Genomic DNA, 23,381 nt, shown 5'->3' on the forward strand with positions numbered 1-23,381 from the left:
ATAATGGAAGTCAGTGCTTCAGTACGCGATCATTTCATTCATTTGGTTAAAGACGTTTTTCCTAATTTAACCACTGAAGATCCGCTTTATAATTTGCTCGCTCTAGGCTCTATACTATTCGTAGCAATCCTAATCTACGTGATTGCGCGCCTGCTAGTGCGCCCTCAAATTGCTAACTGGGTATATAAGTCGAATAATAAGTGGGATAACGCGCTACAAGAACACGGCTTCTTTAGGCGTTTGATGCACCTTTTTCCGGCGCTCTTTATTTACGTTACCACCCCCGTTCTCATTGACGATGAAGCTGTCATACACGGAATGATGATTAAGAGTGCCCAACTATACATGCTGTATAGTGGGCTATTGGCTTTGTATGCCATGCTAAGCACGGTAGAAGATGTTTACAATGCTTCAGCCTTATCTCGGCGCGCTCCTATTACAGGCTTCATTCAAGTAACGAAACTTGCCTTCGCTATTATTACCATACTGCTTAGTATTTCTTTAATTGTAGACAGAAGCCCGCTGCTTATTGTGTCTGGCTTAACAGCCATTGCTGCTGTACTGCTATTAATATTCAGAGACACCATTTTAGGCTTTGTTGCCGGTATTCAAATTGCCGCCAACCGCATGTTTAATACGGGCGACTGGATTGCCATGCCTAAGTATGAAGTAGATGGTGAAATACTCGAAATAGGCCTTACTAACGTTAAGGTACAAAACTGGGACAAGACTATTTCAACGTTGCCGACCTATAGCCTTACCACTGAAGCGGTTAAAAATTGGCGGGGCATGCAGGAATCTGGTGGGCGTAGAATTAAGCGCGCTATTTATATTGATGTGCACTCGATCAAGCTTTGCGACAACGACATGCTAGAGCGCTTTTCCAAAATTCGTTATATCAACGAATATATCGACAAAAAGAAAAATGAGCTCCGCGCCTATCACAGAGATTATTCTATCGATGAGTCGGACCTGTTAAACAATCGCCGCCTTACTAACATTGGTACTTTTAGGGCCTATTTAGAAGCTTACCTACGTAAGCACCCAGACATTAACCAAGAACTAACCCTCATGGTTAGGCAGTTACCGCCTAATGAGCTCGGTTTGCCTTTAGAAATTTACTGCTTTAGTGTTCAAAAAGAGTGGGTCAAATACGAGAAAGTTCAGGCAGATATTTTTGACCATGTCATGGCTATGCTAGACCTGTTCGACTTACGCGCTTATCAGCGTGATGGTCATTTATCCTTGCTTGCCCATCGGGAACATAGCGTGTTTAACAGCACTGAAGGAAACGATGTTCAACAGAAACCGGCCCAAGACCGTATTGATGATAAGAGTGCTAATACGCCAAGAGAAGCTCAGGACAAAAACGAACACGACCGCAAAGACAACGACTAGTAGAACTGATATCACTATTGTTTAAAGGCGAAAAAAAACCGGCTGTAATAGCCGGTTTTTTCATAATGCTTATCGCTTAAGCCAGTGCGTAGGCCATCAGTAAGCAAAGTACTAAACCAGTAACGCCAAAAAAACCGTACTCGATTTTTTCCTGCATACCTTCAGCACCTGCTTTAGCAGTCATAAAGCCCATAACGATGCTGCTTAGCCCTAGCGTAAAGGCAATTAGCGCAACACCAAACATAATTGCATTAATCCAATCAGCCATTGTGATAACCCCTTAAAAATATTGGCGGTATTATGCACCAATAAATAAGATTTAACCATGCTTGGATTGGCTTAAATCTATCGCTATTGGTATTAATTGATCTTAGTCAAATCTACTAATTAGTTAGCAATTTCACTAAATAGTGAATTGGAAATTGCTCTAAAAAAACGCACACATAACCTAACCAACTGAAAAATATAAATTTTAAATCTTGGCAAGGCCATTGCTCAACTAAAGATATACCAGCAAATAACGCTAGTGTTTATTTGATAGTGACTCTACAACCCGTCGTAGCTCTTAGAACAAGGTTGATGTGTTACACCTAAATTAAGGAATGAACAATGTCTAACAAACTATTACTTTCAGTTGCTGTTACCAGTGCTTTGATAAGCGGCCACGCATTCGCGCATGACACAAGTTTTCAGAACAACAGCTGCGACATGGAGCTTGATGGCCATATTCAGTATTACCAAGGCGACCTTACGGTTCAGATGGACAATGGTTCGGTAATGACAATTGATGCTCAACACAATATGACCATCAACGGTGAGTCAATTTCGCTAAATAGCGAACAACAGCATTGGGTAAGTGAATACTACAACAACATTGATATTGCTATTCCTATGACCCTTACTATTGCCAGTGAAGGCCTACAAATTGCCAATGTAGCAGTAACTGAAGTGTTTACTGAACTGTTGGGCGGCGATCAAATGGGTGATGATTTCAATGAATTGTTCAACTCACTAGAGACCAAACTAAACACCTCATTTTATGATGACGCGGGTAATATCCGCGTAGATTCTACGAAATTTGACGAGCCAGGTTGGTTTGACGAAAGCTTGGAGCAAGAGTTTGAAACACAAATTGAATCTTTGATCAGTGAATCTATGGGCAGAATTCTTATCGCGGTTGGTACGCAAATGCTGTGGGAAGGCGGGGATATGTCTGAGTTTGAGCAAAAGATGGAGCGCTGGGGTGAAGATTTAGAATATCGCTTGGAAAGCCAAGCCGCTTCGCTGGAAGAAAAAGGCGATGCTTTGTGTAAAGTGCTGAAGAAAGCCGACTATGCCGAAGGTCAAATGCAGGCATCTATATCAGGGCTTGATGACTTGAACCTGCTGGATATTGACCCCAACGACCATCATGGTCACAACGAGCACAATGACGAAATGAAAATGTAGTCGAATAATTTAGCGAATTAAGCCTGCTACAATAAACGACTTACCTTTCTGTATCACTTACTTTGAAAACCGACTGAAAAAACAGTCGGTTTTTTTAGCGCTCGCTATCTAACTTTTTAATATTTCTCCTCACTCAGATTTCTGCTTTTTCAGTTAATGGTAGGCGTATTAACGACATCCGCCCCCCGATTGATGTACTCTTAAGCCCTAAATAAAGGGGGAATTTAATCGATGACTCAGAATGTAGTAATTAGTGGCTATGGCTGGTTAGCCGGCTATGTAGGCAACGCACTGTCAGGTAAGGTCAACATTATTGGCACTACTCGAAGCCAACAGAAACGCCTCGCGTTAAAGGAACAAGGTGTCACCGCTATTGAATATGCACTAGGCGATGATACATCAGTACTATGTAGCAACTTACAAAACGCGACGTTATTGTTGAATATTCCCCCTGGTAGAAGAAACACCAACCTCGAATCATTTACTGAAAATATGCTGCGACTTATTGATGCTGCACTAAGCGCAGGCGTCGCGCACATTGTTTTTATCAGTACTACATCAGTTTATGGCGATGCCACGAACGAAGTAGTTACCGAAGTTAGCACTACACAGCCGCAAACAGCTTCGGCCAAGGCACACGTGACTATTGAAAACCATTTAATGTCTAAGCGAGACCAAACTAATATCAGTATTGTTCGCTTAGCCGGTTTAGTAGGTCCAGACCGTCATCCCGCCCGTTCGCTAAGTGGAAGACAGTTGGATGCAGGAAATAAACGAATTAACCTTGTCCATGTGCACGACATTGTGTCTGCGTTAACCTCAATTATTTGCGACAAGCCACTAAACGACGTTATACACCTTTGCAGCTTATCTCACCCTAAACGCGGTATTTATTATGTAGATGCAGCTAACGCTCTGGGTATAGACACACCACACTTTTCTGGTACAGAAGCTCAGCCTGGCGGCAAGGTCATCGACGCTACGCAAAGCTGGGAAAGGCTTAACATTACGCCTACCTATGGTGACCCCTATAGCATGTTTTAAGTCTTATATTGACTCATTTTCTAACACAGTTCTCTTGGGATGAAGTGCGTTTAACCTAATGTGTTAAGCGAGTCACTATTCAAGAACAGTGAGTGAAAAATAAAGATTCTGTTGAAAACAAAAACGGCAAGCTTCACGCTTGCCGTTTTCTCATCTAACGTTACTGCTATTGCACGGTAAATTTAGTAATTTTTGTCGTGAACCTTATTAACCAAAAAGGCTCAACCCGAAGTATTTCACCGCCACCGTGTTTACAAAAATCACAAGTAGAATTAGCGGAATAAACGTCTTCAATGAAACATCCACATACTTTTCAAACCAGCTGCCTTTATAGCCGCTGCTGCCTTCTTCCAAAGAAGCATTAAAATTAGCACTCTTCCAGCGATAAATAACGAACAAGCAGATTAGCAGGCCGTTTAACGGCAAAATAGTGTCGTAAAATACATCGTAAATTACGTCAAACAGCGATTTATCGGCACCTGCGTAGTGCATAAATGACGTCAGCATATCAACTTTACCAAACGACAATGCACTTAGAATTGCCAGCACAATCATAATGCTACCTAAAGAGCCTAGCGCCCATTTACGGCTTACGCCTTTTTCATCCATAAGCGCCGCAACAGGTACTTCAAAGATAGACACTAGAGACGTTATTGCCGCAAAGAATACTAGTAGGAAGAACAGGCTCGCGACAATCGAAGCGCCCATATAGCCAATGGAGTCTTGTAGTGCCAGGAAGATACTAGGCAGATAAGTAAAAATCATACCTACAGACGATTCACTTAACTCATCAGGGTTAATATCTGGGTTGAAAGAGAATATGGCAGGAAGAATCATTAAACCTGCGGTAAAAGCCACAGCAGTATCGGTTAATGCAACAAGCTTTGCAGCGCTTGGTACATCCGCTCGTTTATCGATGTAACTACCGTAGGTAATAAGAATACCCATACCCAGCGACAGTGAGAAAAAGGCTTGTGACAGTGCGCCGTTCACTACTTCTGCTGTAATTTTTGAAAATTCAGGAACAATATAAAACTCTACGCCTGCCATTGCGTTTTCGCGAGTTAGTACAAAGATAACAAGGCCGATAAGCATCACGAAAAGTGCTGGCATAAGCAGCTTCGCCGCTTTTTCTATCCCCTCTTTTACACCACCTTGAAGGATAAGGTAAACCACACCAACAACAGCAGCCATGTAGACGAAAATAGACTCTGAATTAATAAACACCCCAAAGGTATCGGGGTCTGCTAGTTTGTCTAAGTTTCCGCTAACTGCTTCAAATAAATAGCCAAAAAGCCATACAGTAATAACCATGTAGAAAACGGCAATCATAAACGGCGTGGCAATCGCGAGCCAGCCTGCAAGTTTCCACTTCTTTTCGTTACCACTGATAGCGCTGTATGCGCCTAACGGGTCTTTTTTAGCATGGCGACCTACCGACATCTCTGCCAACATAACCGGTAAACAAATGGCAAAAACGAAAATAGCGTACATTAAAAGGAATGCACCACCGCCGTTTTTAGCTGCGCCGACTGGGAACCCCACCAAATTACCAATGCCCACTGCAGAGCCTGCAGCAGCCAATATAAAACCTATGCGCGATCCGAACTGTTCTCTGGCCCCGCTCATATCCCTTCCTCTTGTTGAGTTATTGTTATAGCAGTTCGCTTATCACGCCTTGCGACATTCAAATTAGCCTTGTATACAACAATCACTTTTTGAAATCACAATTTGTACTTGTTGTTCGTTCTTGATTCTCGTCGGAATCAAGCCGAGCGAACTGGTATTATTTATTATTAGGATGGCGTTTGTTGTAATGACTCACATGTGGCGTCAACGCGTTGTATTGCTACCTCTATGGGCGTATCAATACGCTGCACCATTCCCAAAATAACATGGTAACAGCAGTGAAATAAAAAGTCTTGATGTTGGACTTGCAGAAATGAGGTTAGACCGTATCACCAAGTTACCACTTCACCATTCCAGTCGATAAAATGGCAAGTCTGGTCCCGATTGAGCGCTGAAAGGTGGTGAATAAGTTGCTTTGCAGTGAACTCTGGCGTAAAGAGTTTTTTAGCCGCTACATTTTTTTGAAATGGCTTCGACAGCCCAGTATCAACGGTACCTGGGTGGTAACATACCAGCATGACATCTTTCAATCTGCGCTTGTACTCTACAGACGCTGTTTTGACAAACATATTGAGCGCGGCTTTCGAGGCACGGTAGCCATACCATCCGCCAAGCCCGTTGTCTGATATACTCCCAACTCTCGCGCTTAGGCAAACAAGGGTTGAGCCTTCTTTACTCATAACGTTGACTAAATGCTTAAGCCATATAGCGGGAATAATGCTGTTTGTCGCAAAATACGCAGTCAAGGCTTCCTCGCTGACATCTTCTAAGCGCTTTTCGGGGTGAATACCTTCGCTTTCGTTATGCAAAAAACCGGTTGTTATTACTACCGTATTTAACACAACCTCTTGCTTAGCAAGTTGCTTAACAAAGCCGCTGATGTGCTTATCATCCTGTTCAGCAATTTGATGATAGGAGACGTTCTCTGAATTATTACTTTCAGTTGCAGCTGCACGACTTACAGCGAACACTTTTGCGCCCGCACTGCGATATTGCTCTATAAGCGCAGACGCTATGCCACCAGATGCGCCCACGATAAGTACGTTATTTTCCATTCGGCTCTCCCGGTACACAGCGGTCGCACTGACGTTTTTTTCCCGTTAAAAGGTAAGAAATGGTATATCTATGTTTTGCGAATACATTGTAGAAAGCATCAGCGGCATAACGGATAACAGGCCAGCGAAGCGGTGCGTAGATCCATCCCATACCTACTGCCTTCCACGCTTCATGGGTAACATCAAGTCCGGTAATTAGGGTACCATCCTCGCGAAGTCCGTGAATTCTGGCGTTAAGCGCATGCCAATCCATGGCAGGATAGCGAGTTGCAAAATCAGGGGCCTGAATGTCGACCAGGGTGAGTTTGTTATCCTTGTCTCTTTTGCGTAAATGACGCATTTCGGCTATGCACAAAGGGCAATAACCATCGTAAAAAATAATCACTTCTACCTACCTCTGCTAAATAAGACGCTTATCGCTTAAAAGACGATTTCGCCCATGCAAACATGGAAAAACAAAAAATACATCGCGTTTGCCGTGCACTATCAGCACTCTTGTCGCGGCCAGTTTAAAACCGTTTTAAGCCGTCGCACGTTATTCTTATTTAATATTCGTTTATACGATAAAAAAACACGCTTGGATGACTTGTGTTGTGCCCTACCCGCACCCACACTACAAGCAAAGATCATGAGAGGTTTTATTATGGCAAATTTACAAGTAGCCACTTTAGCAGGCGGATGCTTTTGGTGTATCGAGTCTGCATTTAACACTGTCGAAGGTGTAGAAAAAGCAATTTCTGGCTATGCTGGAGGTGAAAAAGCCGATCCAACCTATGAAGAGGTATGTACGGGAAACACTGGTCATGCAGAAGTGGTACAAGTAACCTTTGATGCAGACAGCATCAGCTACCGTGAAATTCTAGAGATTTTCTTCGCGCTACATAACCCTACTCAGCTAAACAGACAGGGTAATGATTTGGGTACTCAGTATCGCAGCGCAATCTTCTATCACGACGATGCACAAAAAGCGGAAGCTGAAAAAATTATTGCACAAATCACAGAAGAAGAAATCTGGCCTGACCCGGTAGTCACTGAAGTAGTAGCCTTGAATAACTACTATGACGCCGAAGACTATCATCAGGATTATTTCAAAAATAATCCGCAGAACCAGTATTGTTCTATGGTGGTTGCACCTAAACTTGCAAAATTCAAAAAGACTTTTGCTTCTCGCCTTCGCAGCGATGCATAGGTAAAGTCAGCTTTTTTAGCGACGTTTACAGGTTGGCTAGAAACGAAAGGGTTGCTTGGTAGCAACCCTTTTTCGGTTTTAATAACATCGTAAGTAGATAGACGCTAATCAAACCAAGCGTCATTGATTTCTATCGAAAATAGCAAGGGCGCTAAATCTTCATAACGCGTCTTATGCGCCTCACATGTCGCGTTTTTCATATAATTCTTTTCCCACGGATCGTTAATGATCCATAGCGTACTATCAATAGTGACTAACCCTTCCATCGACGAGTTATCCATTGTGTACTGTTCGCAACTCTGATCACTGGCAACATCAAAAATAATGGGAATGCGCTTTGTCGGTTTGCTACCAGTGGTATCAATTACCCATAATTCATTGTCGTTTCTTGCCGCGCCAAATAAATATGATGCGCCCGTTGAGTGCGTATATAAAGCCAAGCCATTTATAGGGTGATTACCCGAGGTAAACGAAGGAAGTTGAAGGTCTGGTTCACTTACAGTTGCAAAATCGCTCGATGAGAAAAAGTTTTCATCAACAGACAATGTAAAGATCCTTGGCTGCCCCGCTTTGTCTTTTTCTAATGACAAATACAAAGTGCCGTCTTCCGCCATAGTCAGGCCTTCAATACCATCGTTAGGAAAGTTACCTACTTCGAACTCTTTCGGAAACTGGAGCGGACGCACATCTGACATTTCTACGTCACCATTGTCCTTGCGGGTTAATTTAACCAATAGGCTTGGGTAGTCTGTAGAGCCTGTATCTTCGTACTTGGTTTCACAACGAGGGCTCAAGGCTCCTGTACGGGTTGCATCCTCTGTGACGGTGTAAATGACATTAGCATCTCTAGGGTCTACCGCTAACGCTTCTAAATCTGGTTGTTCGCTCAAGTAGCTATAGAAGCAGCTTCGGCGCACATCTCTTGAGAATGAAAAACGCTTACTAGACGCGCTTAGCGTTGCCGTTTCTGGTGAAATGCTATGTAACTTCAACTGCTGCGTAACATCCGCACTTGCATCTGCAATGGTAACTAACTGTCCGTCTAGCACGACTAGCCCGGATGTTTGGGGGTCAAACATAACTTTTCCAGATTCATCAAGGATCCACTTCCCTACTGTTGTTTCTGTCAAGTCGGTAGGTTCTGGACTGATAATGACATCTTTGGGCTCGCTGCATGCGGTGACCAGCATGGCGGTTAAAACGGTGGCGGATAAATACTTAAGCATAATATGAAGTCCTCTCTCGACTCGGCGTATCGAGAGCAAAAGCTAAAACTGAAAAAATTGTAAGGGAGTATATCGAGCATACCGTTTACGCACAAAAAAGAGTAAGGTTATAACGGTTATTTACATTGCGACTGCGTTTGTGGCTTGTAAAAGACACTATAAATATTATAAAGCTTCTTAGTATTGAGGCAGAAAAGTTTTAGATAGTAAATCGAGTATTGAAGGAGAAAGTCATTCCTACGCAGCACTTGCCCCAAGTCATAGCAGGGCCAATAGTAAGAAAAGTGACGCCTACTGAATGCCATATATGGGTAGTCACCAGTAACGCCGAGGCACCATCACTGAAACTGTCGGTCTGTGACCAGACCATAGCGGGTGAGTGTCAAAGTGAAACGGTACGCGTAGGCACTTATGCTTTCATCCACCTTATCTCTTTTTACGCGGCTGATACTTTTAAAGACAGAGCGCGAATTAGCTATAAACTGTTATTCGACGATCCGTCTGCCCAAACCACCTGGGAAAATGAACAGCGCGCAATACTCTACGATGGTCAAACTTCGCCAAGCTTTCACTACACAGAAACGCCTGAAACTATTTTGCACGGCTCATGCCGCAAACCCCACTTTCATGACGATGATGCGCTCGCGCAGGTTGACGTGCTTCACAAGAATGCGTTTGAAAAGGATGACGGTTTTCCCGATCTTTTGTTGATGACGGGAGATCAAATTTACGCAGATGATGTCGCTGGCCCTATGCTGAAAGCCATTCACAGAGTGATAGAGCGCTTAGGCCTTTACCATGAAGCGCTTGAGGGCGCAGTGGTGAGCAATACGAGTGAACTTGCAACCCATGAATTTGGGTTTTATGAACGTGAACAGCTTCTGCCGCAAATAGCGACCAACACAGTACTATCTTCAATATTCTTTGGCGCCAAGAAAAAGCCTGTGTTTACGTCGGTAAATGCACAAAACCATTTAATTGGCAGTGCAGAGATCATCGCTATGTATTTGCTGGTGTGGTCCGACACGCTTTGGGCTGATACGTTGCGCTCTGATGGCTCTATAGATAAAGAGGGTATACCAGAAAAGTACTCAAACATTTTCAATAAAGAAAATGACGCGCTTACCGGGTTCGTTAAGCAATTACCCCAGGTACGTCGAGCACTAGCGCATATTCCTACCTATATGATCTTTGACGATCACGACGTTACCGACGACTGGAATTTAACTCGGGGCTGGGAACAAGAAGTCTATGGAAACCCTTTATCAAAACGCATGATCGGCAATGCGCTTATCGGCTATTTGCTTTGCCAAGGCTGGGGGAATGCACCAAAAAAAGTAGCGCCACTAATCGCTAAAGTACAAGAGTCAATGGGAGAAAGCGGTTTAAACTCGCACGATGAAATCATTGACGAACTGTTGGATTTTGATCAGTGGCATTACCGTTTAGATACCACACCTCCTATTGAGGTTTTAGACACCCGCACGCAGCGTTGGCGCAGTGAATCAGATATGAACAAGCCCTCGGGGCTAATGGACTGGGAAGCACTGTGTGATTTCCAGCATTCTATTATTGGCAAAGAATCTGTCATTGTTGTCTCTGCCGCCCCCATCTATGGGGTTAAAGTTATTGAGGCCATTCAAAAAATATTTACGTTTTTTGGCAAGGCGCTCACTGTTGATGCTGAAAACTGGATGGCACATAAAGGCACTGCCAACGTTATGTTAAACATTTTCAGGCACTACAAAACCCCGCCTGAATTCATTATTTTGTCGGGCGATGTGCACTATTCCTTTGTGTACGATGTACGCCTGCGCTTTAGGCGCAACAGCCCTCACATCACCCAATTCACCTGCAGCGGATTGAAAAACGCGTTCCCGGATGGGCTAATTAAATGGCTAGATAGATTAAACCGCGTGCTGTATCGCTCCAAGTCTCCCTTGAACCTTTTCACAAGACGTCGAAACATGTCGGTAAAAGCACGAGAGCCTAGCAAGGGTTATGGCGAATTATTCAACGGTTGCGCCATCGGTGTATTAAAAATTTCACAGAAAAACGCCGATGTTCAGTGCAAAGCTTTGTTGAGCAACGGTAAAGAGGTAGAATTCCCAGCTTCTAAAGACGATTAGTTCAAAAGAGGTATCTAATGAGTGATAGCGCACTGTCCATCGGATTATTTTACGGCTCAACAACCTGCTATACCGAAATGGCAGCAGAAAAAATCCAAGCGCAGCTCAATAGCCTTTTTGACGAAGACATTGTTGACCTTCACAACATAAAAGATGTAAACCTGACGCGCACAGCCGAATACGACATCATCATATTTGGTATTTCAACGTGGGATTTTGGCGAGCTTCAAGAAGATTGGGAGTCTCATTGGGAAGAGGTTCACGGCTTAGATCTAGAAGGTAAAACCATTGCACTATTCGGCCTTGGCGATCAACTTGGTTACGGCGAATGGTTTCAAGATGCGTTAGGCATGCTTCACGATGCAATTATGCCTTCAGGTTGTAATATTGTGGGGTACTGGCCTAACGAAGGCTACGAGTTTACCGCCTCTAAAGCCTTGACCGAAGATAAAACCAAGTTCGTAGGTTTATCTCTTGATGATGAAAACCAATACGACAAAACCGATGCTCGCATTGAAGCCTGGTGTGAACAGCTACTGGTCTCAATGGCATAAAACTTTAATCCACTTGGATATCAGCGTTGGAAAATAAAGGTCGTCTTCATCAGCAGTTCTATCGCAACGGCCCAAGCCATCGGGACGGTGCCGACGTGTCGTTTCAAGATATTCGTAAACTGTTTAACTTCGCAACAATCACGGTTGGCAGGTGGGTGACCGCGGAAGAGCAGCAGATCGCTGCCAATTTATTTTTTGATGCGCTGTACGATCTGGTTGCGATCTTAAATGTTAATGAGCAAGTGCTGTCTTTAAACGGCTCTCTCTCCCTTGCTTTTGGCAGTGGGGGGCAAAAACACAGTAGCGCCCACTACAACAGCGCAAAAAGGCAGCTAGCGCTAGCAAAAAACGCGGGAGCTGGGGCCCTTGCCCATGAGTGGTTTCACGCATTTGATCACTACATTGCGCCTCGTATGTTCGAAGGCATTGCTGCCGGCAGCTTCGCCACGCAGGCATGGCTAGATAACGCACCTATGAACGCCCATCCATTGAATCAAAAATTAAGCGATTGCTTCTCGCTATTGTTCTTAAATGATCAAAAAAGGCCTAATGAGTACTTTGTGCGATCCGTAGAAGCTGATCGCGCGCTAAAAATGTATTATTATGCTATGCCTCAGGAGATGGCTGCCCGAGCATTTGAAGCCTGTATACAAGATCACGAGATCAAAAATGCGTTTTTGGTACAAGGCACAAAAAAATCAACGGAAGCTAGACTTGGCATTTACCCTCATGGTAACTTGCGTACATCACTCAATCAGGCATTGATGTTGTATTTTTACCAATTAGGTGTCGCTATTTCACGCAAACAACCCTAATTTGTTGTTTTATCACCGTGAAACTGAGTATTTTTTCAACAACAAGTGTTAATGAGCACACTGTTTTTATACAAAAGTCTGTATATTTTTGTAACAAGCAGTATACTAAATGGCTCGAACGTAACAGAAGAAAGAAGACGAGATGAAAAGAAAGAAGCATACCTCGGCTGAAGACGAGGCTCAGATTGATATGACCCCCATGTTGGACATCGTGTTCATCATGTTGATTTTCTTCATCGTAACGACCTCGTTCGTGAAAGAGAAAGGTTTAGACGTAAACCGTCCAGAAGATAATCAAGCGAAAAACGACAAGCCTTCTAAAGCGCTTTCTATCCGTATTGATGCTGATGGCACTATCATGATGGGTGGCCGTGAGGTTGATATTCGTCGTGTGGTTGCGAACACGCAAACATACCTAGCAGAAAACAACACTGATTCTGCTGCTATCCAGGCTCACGAAGACAGCGAGCACGGCACAGTGGTTGAAGTGATGAACCAAGTTAAAATTGCTGGTATCGACAAAGTATCTGTTTTGGTTAAAAAGAGCAGTTAAAACGCTTTATTAATCAAATACAAATTAAGTAAAAGCCACCTTCGGGTGGCTTTTTCGTATCCTCTCTTATACCAAAGTATCTCTTGTGCTATCGCACGAATTTTGTTCAGATCGTACCATTCGGTGTGTCTGGATAAACCATGTTGAAACTCGGTTCCAGACTCGGATGTCACTGGAGCCATTATGCACAAAAAACTTATTTACACTGCTGTACTTGCAGCAGTAATGTCAGCACCCCAGGTGTCTGCAGCAAAAATCGAATTAAGCGAAGCCTTTAACTACAACGCTTTCATCTTTGAAGATTACGAAGGTGAGCGTTCTGACGTTGAAGGTACGTTAGCCGTAGGTGGAAACCTAACGGTTGAAGACTTTGATGTAGGTCTTCTACTCCCTACCGATCTTTCTTCTAGTGCAATTTATGTAGGTGGCGATCTTTCTTATACCCGAGGCCATGTTCACGCAGGACAAACCACAGTTTCAGGTATGGTTACTGCTAATAGCGTAATGTTCGATGGAGCACTAAACAGTACCAGTGCTACCACAGTAACCTACGGTAGTGTCGAAAACGGCGGTATATTCAGTAAAGGTGACGTGACATTAGAGAAGGCTGGCGTTAATAACGGGGACATCCAGTCTGAGCAAGCCGTCACCATCCGTGAAGCGGGTGTGAATGGCTCCATAACCTACGGTACAACGCTTACCGTGGATAATGCTGGCTATACTGGGAGCGCCATGCAGTCTTCCAGTAATACAGTAAACGTCGACAATCTCGATTTTAATTCCATCGCTACTGAAGTAACGGCGCAGTCTCAAGACTTTGCCTCGATGAGCGTGAATGGAACAACGACACTGACCTGCACCGACGCTTCAGATCCAAATGCGTTAGTCAGTTGTAATGACAGTAATATTGATACTCTCGACACCATCGTATTTTCCGGCTCCGATGATGTGAATATCTATTCGATTAGCTCTGACTGGTTCAGCGCAGCTGACAAAGACATTGTTTACGATTTCTCTACCACTAGCTATAACATTATCAATGTGTATGGGGATACGGTAGAGCTGTTTAATACAGGCTTCTTCAATACTGCATTTACGCAGGAAAACGAATACTTTACAGAAAATGGCCAGTATAGAGACAATGATAACAATGAAGGTCAACGTCATGATGGCCTTTATACCAACAACATCTTGTTTAACTTCGTTGATGCTAAAGATCTCACCCTGCACAGTGTAGGCGTAAAAGGTAGTGTGTTGGCGCCATATGCAGAACTAAGTTTCTACAATGGTCATGTGGACGGCAACGTTATTGCGAATCGTTTGGAAACGCCGTTCAAAGAACTGGTTAATGACAATGGCGAAACCTACGTCGCGCCAACAGGACAAATAAATAACTATCAGTTTGGCGCTATTAACGTTAGTGAACCTGCTTCAATTGCCCTTTTATTTGGCGCAGGGTGCTTCATGCTGGCTAGGCGTCGACAAGTTAGCAAGGTCTAAAAAGGATAATTAGGCCTTTGAACGGAAGCGGCTTTACAAAGCAAAGCCGCTTAATCTTGGTGAAGACAGCAAAAGCTCATCGCTTGTTACACCATTACCCTGCCCTTCTCGCCATCTTATTTGAATACCCGCTTCAAACGCTTGATATTCGACCGCAAACGCTTTTCCAATATAGCCAGCCACAATCCAGTTGTGGTCAATACGATATTGCCCTTCAGCCATAAAATTGCCGCTTAAACCTGTGTCTGAGTTTTCTCCAAAGATCTCATCTAAGTCTTCAAGGCGAAACGCTTCTCCTGTTGGAAAACGTAAATCATCGTCTTGTTTAACACGAGAGAGTGCAAGTGAACTACGCAGTTTAACCTGCCAATTATGTGCCTCTAGGGTTAGCAGCTCAGAATAGCCGCCAATACTGACAAACTGACTCGGGCTAAAGTAGCCCCCGTTGCCTACAGTAAAACCGCTTAAATTTTTATCGTAACTCGTATAGCTTAAGAATGGCCCTACACGCCAATAATCAAGGCGAGGAGATACATAACTCGCTATGTCGTAGCTCACGTCACCACGAAGTGACAACGCGCTGTTATCAGCAACGAGTTCGCCTTCCAATCGGCTTATTTGTGCAGTTCCCGCAACCGACATATTGTCAGCAATGGAATGGGCGACCAATCCACGAATACCGCTTTCTATCACATAGCCCCAAGACCTTCCCCGGTTGGCATAAAAAGTTCCGGTCTGACTCAATAGACTGTCTTCTTTCGCTTTTCTAAATAGCGTAGCCGCAACGGTTGTATTTGCTAAAAACTTGGTCGCCGAGATTTGCCCGGTTACTTTAGCGCCAACGGGTTGCTCGAACATGGCATATTCCAAATTCGCGTAAAAGTTGAAGTCTGGCGCTTGATAATAGGCTTCAGCCCGAACACCTGTGTCTTCGAAACCGCTTATGCCCGAAGATGCACTTTCTAATTGCCTGTCACCGAACCAGTCACCAACTTGAGGAGAACCGCTGTAGAACTGCTTATAGTCTAATGAAACTTGCCAAAGCCAGTTTTTATAGCCGCTGCCAATGCCGATGTATTGTGACAATACATCAAAGTTACCAAGCCCCTCGCCACCACTTCGGCTGCGGGTATTTATCCCGTAAACTGCACTTAGGCCTTCTTTAGTTTGTGCGGTAACCGCTTGTGGGTCGTCGTTTTGATAGGCTAACCAAAATTGTTTTCTAGGCCACGCGTTGCGTATCGTGCGCGCTTGCAAAATGCTTTTCACTGCACTGTGTTTTAAGGCCAAGCGATTTAATGTAGTGTCATTACTTTGATTCAATGAAACCAATTCATTCGCAATAACCGTATTGCTTGGCGTTTTCGATAGCACTTGCTCGAACGCCGCCGTTGCGGTGGAAATGTCTTGTATTTCTTTTGCAGCCCAGCCAATTAACGCACGTTCCTCTATGCTTAAAGGCCGCAAACGTTCGAGGGCTTCGCCAGCTTGTATACTTTCTTTGTAACGCCTTGTATCGTAAAACTGGGCCTGTCGACTAGCCAGGCCATCTGCACAGCGTCGAATGAAGACTTCTGTATCAATACTGCACGCCAAGTCGAAAGCGTTTTGCTCAGCAACATCGCTGTTTTGCGCGCTGAGTGCCAGATACTGGCCTTCATTATCTTCTACTATCCTAAACAGCGCTTCGGCAAAGTCATAATTTTTTAAATCATATTGCTGCCACGCCGCGCCTTGTAGTACCTCTTTTACGTAGCCATTGTCGTCAGACTTAAGAAACTGTGCCAGCCTTGTTGTATCACGCAGCGTCAACGCCTGCTGGAGCTTGATACCTGTAACGCTGTCAAGACCTTGCTGTGCTGATTGTTTATCGATATCGCGAACAGACGATTGCAAAGCTGCAGTAAACTGTTGGCTAGCGACCTCTAACATGCCTTTGTCGATAGCAGTCCACCCCATGAGCAAGTAAAAGTCAGTGCGCTTTAACTGATTACTTAACGCAACAAGCCTTTCTACTTTTTGCTTTGGCGTTGTCGCTCTAGCTTTAGGCGTTAATTGCGCAAACCTCTCTAGTGGAAGCGCTTTTGAGGAAGGTTTGGCAACCTGTTTTTGGGGTGTTTCGAGCGAATCATTGGGCCTAGAGTCAGCCTCAGGTTTGTCTGACTTATCTACTCTCGGTACTGAAACTACAGGCTTAATAGTACCTTTAACTCGGCCATTAATTCTATTTAGCTCAGCTTCGACTTCTTCCGGCACCTTCCACTGGGGGTAACGGGCTTTTAAACGCGTAAATTCTTCGTTCGCTCGCTTAATCTGTCGCTCGTTAATGTGATACCAAAGCCCGGTTAAATCGGGCTGTTCCTGTTGTGCCGGAAGTATGCCTAGATCTTTTTCTTTGTAGGTCGTTTTAGTTTGCCCGTACGCCTGCATCGACCCAAAGGATGTGAGCAATGCGCCGATGGCTAGACAGAGTGACGTGCGTGTAAACCTTTCTTTCACGATGCATTATCCAAAACAGCCAACATAGAGAGCAGCGTTAGGCTTGCTGAGTAATAATCCATGTTACGGTCGATAGAAGGCCACTTAGGTTTTTGTGCCGCTTCTGGTTTCATTAGGCTGTTTACCGCAATCTGAACCGACTTCATGCCCTTAGACATCTCGTACTCAGCTGTTTCCTCACTTAATAGGTTGATAGTAGCTGGCGTAGGTGTAACAGCCCACCATGCATAATATGGCGCTAGTAGCTTTTCGATTAGCTGATTATTTTCACGAAATTTCGGTGACCATGAAAGCTGCAGTGGAATGCGGATGGCATTAAAGCCGAATTCGGGCGATATCACCTTGTCTAGGCTTACTGCGCCAATATTCTTATTGTCTGAGTCAGTACTGTTGGGCGTAAAACGCACCCAGTCACTTGGTAACTTGTAAGAAGAAAATTGCATTTTAGACAGCAAAGCAAAGCCCGAATTATAGAGTTTCTCCCAGCGTGCGGGCGTAGCCGATATTTTTGCCAAATCAGTGATAGCGGGAAAAACCCAGTAAGACAAATTCAGCTGCAAACTGATATTGCCTGCTTGTTCGGACGTAAATCCGTATTCACCAGGTAACAATACAACGCTGTTGCTTTGGGTTATCAACAACTTCTGTTCGACAGCACCCACAATTGCTTTAGCGTCTTCCAGATAGCTGCTTACGCCCCACCGTTCATTCGCACGTAATAACGCCCACGCGATAAGAATTTCGCCATCAGAGGCGTTATTAGGGTCATCAATACAAGCAGATGAATTATCAACACAAGGGCGATAACGCCAGCTAAACAAGCCGTCGTCACGCATTAGTGTGCTTTTAGTCCAATGCCACAGTGCGTTGAAGGTGTCTTTATCGTTTGCGGCAACGGCAAAGAGCATGCCGTACCCCTGCCCCTCGCTATGTGATACCTCATCATTTCCGGTATCAACTACCCGCCCACCATCAATAAACAGCGCCTTATACGCAATGTACTGAGACTTAAATTCGCTATCTTCTTCAGTAGAACATGACATTAACAAAAGCGTGATACCGAATAAAAATGTTGCTCTTAAAACGCTGTGTATATTTACCATGAGTCTTGCACTTGTTTGTTTCTGCGTTTTAATAATAGATATATAAACAAGCTCACCACAAACACTATAGCTACGAAACCTATTAGCCAATACCACGGGTTATTAGATAGCCATAACCTTAAGTGCAACCAAGTATCATCAGCTTCGCCAACCTCATATTTATCGCTTACTTGCATAACCAAAGATGGCGATAAAGCATTTTTCCAGGCGAAGAAGTCGCCAGCCATTTGCCCCCACATTGACAAGCTAACCAGGTCGGTAACTCTCGCCTGAAGCAATTCAGGACTTTGCGCGGCAATAATGAACATAGTATCCGTCTGGGATGAAGTTGGATGCTCTTGGGCGGTCAACACTGCCTGTTCACCTAAATCACTCTCTTGTACTGTGTGCCCATCTACACGCATTACCTTGAAAGACATGTCGTCAGTAAGCGTACGTATGCGGTTGTACAAATTATTTTGCAATCGATAAGACCAGCGTTTTGTTGCCTCTATCGCAGTGCTAAATTCGGTTTGCTCAATTTGCGAGAGGGTTTCTGGCGTGCCTAAAACAATAGCAGAGCCATCGGTAGAGACGTCATTTCCTTCTCTTATATGCAGGTTTAACAAAGGAACCTGCGCTACTTGTGCAAGTTTAGCCGTTAGCGTGAGCGCGGTACCTAGATAGTTATCTGATGGAATGACAATTGTGGATACAGGTGCCGATTTAAATCGTGCAAACGGGTAGGCAGTTTCAGACAATAATGCCAAATTCGGCTGCACAGCAACATTTCCTGCATCCGGAAATTCGATAGCAGAAGAATCGGCCAGTTGAAAAACCAAATGCTTACCTGAAACATCGTCACAGGGCACTCCTGCAAGTGGCGCGCGTAAGCTTAAATCAAAGTCAACATTGTTGATGCCTCCTTTGAAAAAGCGCGCCGGCACCCTGAGTTGATAATCCCTAAACGACTGGCCGTTGTCATTATTAAGCGCTAGGCCGTGAACTAACTCATCATTCACGCTCACATTCATTACAGAGCCAGGTCCGAAACCCGCGCCATAACCAAAATCTAAGAACAAGTTAACGCTGGCATTCTCTGGTACGTAAAAGTCAGCGGGCAATCTAAACGATACTCGTTTGTTGAAGGTGCCTTCGTCTCTAAATTGCGATGTGGACACGCCTAAATCTTGAAGTGTGTAATGATTATCAGGAGCCAATACAAAATTGCGCTGAAGCGTGTCTGCTTTCATTTGGGTTTGGGAAAGTATGGTGACCTGAGAGACTGGATTGATAGCGTCATCCATTACCGCCAACGCTTTTGCCGCTTCAAGCACTTCAGTTGGTGTTGTGCCACTAACAATAAGCCGATAGCTCGCCGGTACAATTACTTCACCATCTTTTACAAACGCTGGAGTTCGCTGGGTTTTCAAAAATGCACCGTCAATATCGTTTATTACTTCGTCAGATAACACAGGGGATAAAGCATCTACGGTGCCAATTAATACGTGAACGGGCTGCTTTTCTTTTCGTTCCAAATACCAAGCAGTGCGTTCATAACGCGCTACGTTTTCCTCCCCCCAATAGCTATCCTCAGTCTCTTTTAATTGAGGCAAAACATAACCATCATCGAAGGTGTCATGCTCTACAATTAACGGTTGGTATTGGTTTCTAAGCGCTAGAGCTTGTGCCACTAAAGGCAAAGTTTGTTGCTTTAGCTCACTTTCGATCTCGCGTGCAGTGTAAAGCTGTACGTCTCTCTGTCCGCCAATGCCTGGATTAAAGAAACCGCTTAAATCTTCTAATTTAAAAGGTTTGTTATCGATTGATGTCTCTAATTGTAACGTTGACGTATAGGCATTAATTTCACTCCATAGCTCTGGCGCACTGCCATCTACGCACTGCTCGGCATAGTGCTGGCTTACTGCTAACGTCAGTGAATTAAAGCCTGCTCGCCAAAGAGACTGGGGTATTTCTATCTCAGAGACTAAAGACGGCCTTTGAGGGTCAAAAGCCACCTGACCGATAGTCGCGTTGTTGAACCTAACATAAAGTTGAGAGCGTTTTTTGATCAACGCTTGGGAGCTCATTACCTCTAACCGCAGTCGAGCGCTGTTTACTTTCGCAAGCGAACTAAGAGGTATAGGTATGTCTAGCGTTGCCGCTTTACCTTGTAGGCGCAGGGTTTCGTCACCGCCGAAAAACTCTGTTAGCCTGTAAGTATCGGTTTGGGCCGCGAGGCTGCATGATACGCACAAACACAACATGAAGATAAAGTATTTTTTAATCATTGTTTGTCCTTTACCGATTTAGGCAATAGACCTAATTTATCGGCGAATTTGCCTATTAATACAAGCATATGCAATAAAGCTGGCTTTAATCCAACTTTTAATACGTGTTTAGCTCCAAACCAGTAAGAAATGGGTCTGGTTCTGCGACGTTGAAACGATAACCAACGCAAGCTGTCACAAAGAGCGAAGGCGATGACTTCGTTTTCTTGTTCGTCCGTTTCGGGAACAAAACGAACTCTTAGTATTTTAGATTTGCTATCGTAGTTCAGTACAACAATAGCGATATGTACATTCTTATTTAAAGCATGACTCCATGAAGAAAGTGTTGCCTTTTCGGGAACGAATGCTCCTTTACCTTTTAATCGCAACCTTGCTCCACCTAATGAAAGGTCGACTAAGTCACCCACCCAAGCTTCATCACTTTTAGTTTTAATTACTACACTATTGGTGGCTGGCAACCGAGCTTGGCTGCGTACCTGTTTTCGCTCGAGTAGAACACTCAACACTGACAGCAATAAAATTAAATTAAAGACATTCCAAAGCAATACGACTACCGTAAGCTCTCGGGTTAGTGGTTCAGTTATTAATTTATAAACTCCACACCCTAGCGCGAAAGTAATAAGAAGTATTCCCCAGTAAAAAACGTTAGAAAGCGGCGATACAAAGGTTTTTTCTAAGCTTTCTCCTTTCGGCGTTACGACAAAAGAGGGGGCTCGCGGCTTCAAGAAAACTTTCACTAATGCGTTTAATGTGAATGCGCATTGCAATATTTCGTAAAGTTCGGATACCAAGGGCCATCGCGTTCGCCCAAAGAGCATTGTGGAGATCATATAAGTTGCGAACACATGGGGTAGTGTAAACGCGAATATCTCTAGTATAGAGGCATGGTAAACCTGAAGCCCGAACACAAGATATGCTAAAGGCATGAGTAAAAAGATAATGCGGGCGAAAGGAAACAGCCAAAACATGATTGAACTCATGTAGCCCACCCGCTGGTACCACTTTAAACCTTCCGCTTTAAATGGTTTTTTAAGTAGTAAAATTTGTGTCATTCCCTGCGCCCAACGCATACGCTGTTGAATAAACGCATCGAAGGTTTCAGGAGCAAGTCCGCTTACCATAGGTCTGTCAACATACACAGACTCATAGCCCATTTTATGCAGGTCTAGCGCGGTTTCTGCGTCTTCGGTAATAGAGTCACCAGAAATGCCGCCAACCAAGTCCAAGTGCTTTCGACGCATTAATGCGGTCTGAGCCACAAAAAAACGAACTACCCCAATAATCTAACCCTTTTTGGATAGTGCCATAGAACATATCGTTCTCTGAAGGCATGCGCGTAAACGCAGAGAAATAGTTTCTTTCTACTGGATCTGGGTTAGCCATAAAGTGAGGGGTTTGAACTAAGAACACCTTTTCGTTTTTAAGCATCCAAGGGACAGTTCTGTCGAGAAAGTCAGAAGTAGGCACGTGATCGGCATCGAGAATTACAATCAAATCTCCCGTCGTATTTTGTATTGCACTATTAACGTTGCCCGCCTTAGCAAACTCATTTTTCGCCCGAGTGTGATAGGTAATGCCTAAGCGCGAACAAAGTGATTGTAAGTCTTGTCGACGCTGTCTGGCTGACGCTGCCGAGGTAGGGTTATCCGCGTTGATTTTTTGATCTGTACCACCGTCGTCAAGCAGGTGAATATGAAGTTTGTCTTTTGGGTAATCCAACATTTGTGCGGCACGAATCGTGACCTCTAATATCTCTTCATCTTCGTTATAACTTGGGATCATAACGTCTACGCTTGGCAGCGCAGATTTATCCATACCTTCTAATGAGAGCAATGGTCGACTTAACGGGAAAGCATTAACAATAGCTCCTAATACCGAAGTGATACCCGCATATATTTCTGCTGCGAACAGCAGCCATACTGCAATCATCGAAAAAATATCTGAATAGGTGAGTGTATAGATACCTCGCCACAGCAAATACCTTACGCTAAGTGCTATGGCCAAAACGAGCGCAAAGATGCGGAATAAATGCTGGTATTTCTGAGTATGACGCGCTTCTTTACTACAAAGAGAAATGAAAACTAGGATAGTAATAGAGGCCAATAGTTGGCCTAGTGCGTCCATTGGCGCTAAAAGTAAGCCTCCTAACAAACAAGAGGCTACCAGAAGCAACAAAATTAGCTTGGAGGTATAGTGATGTCTATGGGTTTGTGAATAATCCAAGTTTGCGATCCAATATGTGTATTTGAGTTACACTTGCATAGTTCGCCCTGTTTATTAACTTCATGGTTCCGTCAACAATCTCAACTTCGTGGTTGCTTTTGTAGAACAAGCTAGAGATATGGTCTCTGCGTTTTCTATTACTTTTCGAAACTAAGAACCATGCTGGGTAAGTCGCCAAACCGAAAGCTGCAACAGTAATCAAACTGTAGAAAACTGCTGGAGACATGGAAGGAGCCACGTACAGGGAAAATAAAAACATAGCGATACTCAGGACCGTAAATATAGCAGTAATTTTACGTAAACGTATAACTTTTATAAGATTATTCTCCGCATCCAGTAGCATTTTAAGACGCTTTTTCCAAAGGTTCTCTGTTTCAAGACTGGTGCTTACTTCTACCAAACGCGGCTTGTTGCCAGCTGGCGCTGTATTTTTGAAATGTTGTGCTCGTTCAAACACATTTACCGCAGAACCGCTGTTGATAGCGTTTTGAAAAGACTGCTCAAGCAGATCAGTTTGATTAATTTGTTGTTTGTTATCGACTAATTTCACTGCGCACGCTCTCCTGACTACTACACGACAAGTCTACTTCTGCACATCCGGAGGAAAAATTGCTGAAACCATACTTACTGATTGATAATGATACGCTTACATACGCAAAAGAAAATTGGACTTTAGCTCATTAAACTTTGGTATAAGCCTTTAAAAACAAGGCTTAGAGCAGATTGGCATACCAAAACCTGACCG

Annotated in this window: 20 protein-coding genes; 9 read left to right on the forward strand and 11 right to left on the reverse strand. The window is 43.9% G+C overall.

From position 1 onward, the window contains the following. Positions 1-3: 3 nt before the first annotated feature. A complete protein-coding gene (locus ACYX4W_RS00185; RefSeq protein WP_474804814.1) occupies positions 4-1,398 on the forward strand; it encodes a mechanosensitive ion channel family protein in 1,395 nt (464 codons plus the stop codon). 76 nt (positions 1,399-1,474) lie between these two features. Here the strand turns inward: ACYX4W_RS00185 and ACYX4W_RS00190 are convergent, their stop codons facing one another. After that, positions 1,475-1,666, reverse strand: a complete 192-nt coding sequence (locus ACYX4W_RS00190; RefSeq protein WP_014950735.1) for a hypothetical protein — start codon at positions 1,664-1,666, stop codon at positions 1,475-1,477. Between the two features lie 341 nt (positions 1,667-2,007). Between ACYX4W_RS00190 and ACYX4W_RS00195 the strand changes: the two genes are divergently transcribed. Together ACYX4W_RS00195 and ACYX4W_RS00200 are read left to right on the forward strand one after the other, a co-directional pair. Beyond that, entirely contained in the window at positions 2,008-2,847 is an 840-nt protein-coding gene (locus ACYX4W_RS00195; RefSeq protein WP_476074326.1) for a DUF2884 family protein, read from the forward strand. Between the two features lie 231 nt (positions 2,848-3,078). Further along, a complete protein-coding gene (locus ACYX4W_RS00200) occupies positions 3,079-3,891 on the forward strand; it encodes an NAD-dependent epimerase/dehydratase family protein (RefSeq protein WP_476074327.1) in 813 nt (270 codons plus the stop codon). 207 nt (positions 3,892-4,098) lie between these two features. Here ACYX4W_RS00200 and ACYX4W_RS00205 read toward each other — a convergent pair whose 3' ends face one another. From ACYX4W_RS00205 to ACYX4W_RS00215, 3 genes are all read right to left on the reverse strand, one after another. Further along, positions 4,099-5,520 (reverse strand): sodium-dependent transporter, encoded by a 1,422-nt coding sequence (locus ACYX4W_RS00205; protein ID WP_474804806.1) that lies wholly within the window; start codon positions 5,518-5,520, stop codon positions 4,099-4,101. A gap of 329 nt (positions 5,521-5,849) precedes the next feature. Further along, positions 5,850-6,575 (reverse strand): SDR family NAD(P)-dependent oxidoreductase, encoded by a 726-nt coding sequence (locus ACYX4W_RS00210; protein ID WP_476074328.1) that lies wholly within the window; start codon positions 6,573-6,575, stop codon positions 5,850-5,852. Further along, positions 6,565-6,960: a thiol-disulfide oxidoreductase DCC family protein gene (locus ACYX4W_RS00215; protein WP_474804800.1), complete on the reverse strand. Its 396-nt coding sequence runs from the start codon at positions 6,958-6,960 to the stop codon at positions 6,565-6,567. Before ACYX4W_RS00215 ends, ACYX4W_RS00210 begins: the two co-directional genes overlap by 11 nt. A 258-nt stretch (positions 6,961-7,218) precedes the next feature. Here ACYX4W_RS00215 and msrA point away from each other — a divergent pair, with 258 nt between their 5' ends. Continuing rightward, positions 7,219-7,764, forward strand: a complete 546-nt coding sequence (msrA, locus tag ACYX4W_RS00220) for a peptide-methionine (S)-S-oxide reductase MsrA (RefSeq protein ID WP_474804797.1) — start codon at positions 7,219-7,221, stop codon at positions 7,762-7,764. A gap of 104 nt (positions 7,765-7,868) precedes the next feature. Here the strand turns inward: msrA and ACYX4W_RS00225 are convergent, their stop codons facing one another. Further along, complete coding sequence (locus ACYX4W_RS00225; protein ID WP_476074329.1) at positions 7,869-8,990, reverse strand: hypothetical protein; 1,122 nt, start codon at positions 8,988-8,990, stop codon at positions 7,869-7,871. A 248-nt stretch (positions 8,991-9,238) separates the two neighbouring features. On the opposite strand from ACYX4W_RS00225, the gene ACYX4W_RS00230 reads away from it, so the two are divergent. From ACYX4W_RS00230 to ACYX4W_RS00250, 5 genes are all read left to right on the forward strand, one after another. Further along, positions 9,239-11,119 carry a metallophosphoesterase family protein gene (locus ACYX4W_RS00230; RefSeq protein ID WP_476075423.1) on the forward strand — a complete coding sequence of 627 codons (1,881 nt, stop codon included), beginning with the start codon at positions 9,239-9,241 and terminating at the stop codon, positions 11,117-11,119. A 17-nt stretch (positions 11,120-11,136) separates the two neighbouring features. Continuing rightward, positions 11,137-11,673, forward strand: coding sequence for a flavodoxin FldB (fldB, locus tag ACYX4W_RS00235; protein WP_476074330.1), 537 nt, complete (start codon positions 11,137-11,139; stop codon positions 11,671-11,673). Positions 11,674-11,699: 26 nt separating this feature from the next. Next, positions 11,700-12,488, forward strand: coding sequence for a CLCA_X family protein (locus ACYX4W_RS00240; protein ID WP_476074331.1), 789 nt, complete (start codon positions 11,700-11,702; stop codon positions 12,486-12,488). A 142-nt stretch (positions 12,489-12,630) separates the two neighbouring features. Then, on the forward strand, positions 12,631-13,041 hold the full coding sequence (locus ACYX4W_RS00245) for an ExbD/TolR family protein (RefSeq protein WP_014950746.1): 411 nt from the start codon (positions 12,631-12,633) through the stop codon (positions 13,039-13,041). A 183-nt stretch (positions 13,042-13,224) separates the two neighbouring features. Continuing rightward, positions 13,225-14,541, forward strand: a complete 1,317-nt coding sequence (locus ACYX4W_RS00250; RefSeq protein ID WP_476074332.1) for a choice-of-anchor A family protein — start codon at positions 13,225-13,227, stop codon at positions 14,539-14,541. A gap of 33 nt (positions 14,542-14,574) precedes the next feature. Here ACYX4W_RS00250 and ACYX4W_RS00255 read toward each other — a convergent pair whose 3' ends face one another. The 6 genes from ACYX4W_RS00255 to ACYX4W_RS00280 are packed head-to-tail and all read right to left on the reverse strand — an operon-like array spanning position 14,575 to position 23,186. Continuing rightward, a complete protein-coding gene (locus tag ACYX4W_RS00255; protein WP_476074333.1) occupies positions 14,575-17,040 on the reverse strand; it encodes a cellulose synthase subunit BcsC-related outer membrane protein in 2,466 nt (821 codons plus the stop codon). Next, positions 17,037-18,143, reverse strand: coding sequence for a family 8 glycosyl hydrolase (locus tag ACYX4W_RS00260; protein WP_476074334.1), 1,107 nt, complete (start codon positions 18,141-18,143; stop codon positions 17,037-17,039). Before ACYX4W_RS00260 ends, ACYX4W_RS00255 begins: the two co-directional genes overlap by 4 nt. Continuing rightward, positions 18,137-20,413, reverse strand: a complete 2,277-nt coding sequence (locus ACYX4W_RS00265) for a cellulose biosynthesis cyclic di-GMP-binding regulatory protein BcsB (protein ID WP_476074335.1) — start codon at positions 20,411-20,413, stop codon at positions 18,137-18,139. The genes ACYX4W_RS00260 and ACYX4W_RS00265 overlap by 7 nt, the downstream gene beginning before the upstream one ends. Continuing rightward, entirely contained in the window at positions 20,410-21,654 is a 1,245-nt protein-coding gene (locus ACYX4W_RS00270; RefSeq protein ID WP_476074336.1) for a glycosyltransferase family 2 protein, read from the reverse strand. Before ACYX4W_RS00270 ends, ACYX4W_RS00265 begins: the two co-directional genes overlap by 4 nt. Beyond that, the gene (locus tag ACYX4W_RS00275) at positions 21,611-22,636 is read right to left on the reverse strand and encodes a glycosyltransferase (protein ID WP_476074337.1); all 1,026 of its coding nucleotides are present in this window, start codon (positions 22,634-22,636) and stop codon (positions 21,611-21,613) included. Before ACYX4W_RS00275 ends, ACYX4W_RS00270 begins: the two co-directional genes overlap by 44 nt. Continuing rightward, positions 22,614-23,186, reverse strand: a complete 573-nt coding sequence (locus ACYX4W_RS00280) for a hypothetical protein (protein WP_476074338.1) — start codon at positions 23,184-23,186, stop codon at positions 22,614-22,616. The genes ACYX4W_RS00275 and ACYX4W_RS00280 overlap by 23 nt, the downstream gene beginning before the upstream one ends. Positions 23,187-23,381: the final 195 nt, after the last annotated feature.

The sequence above is a fragment of the Alteromonas sp. ABH4_454 genome (assembly GCF_056311775.1).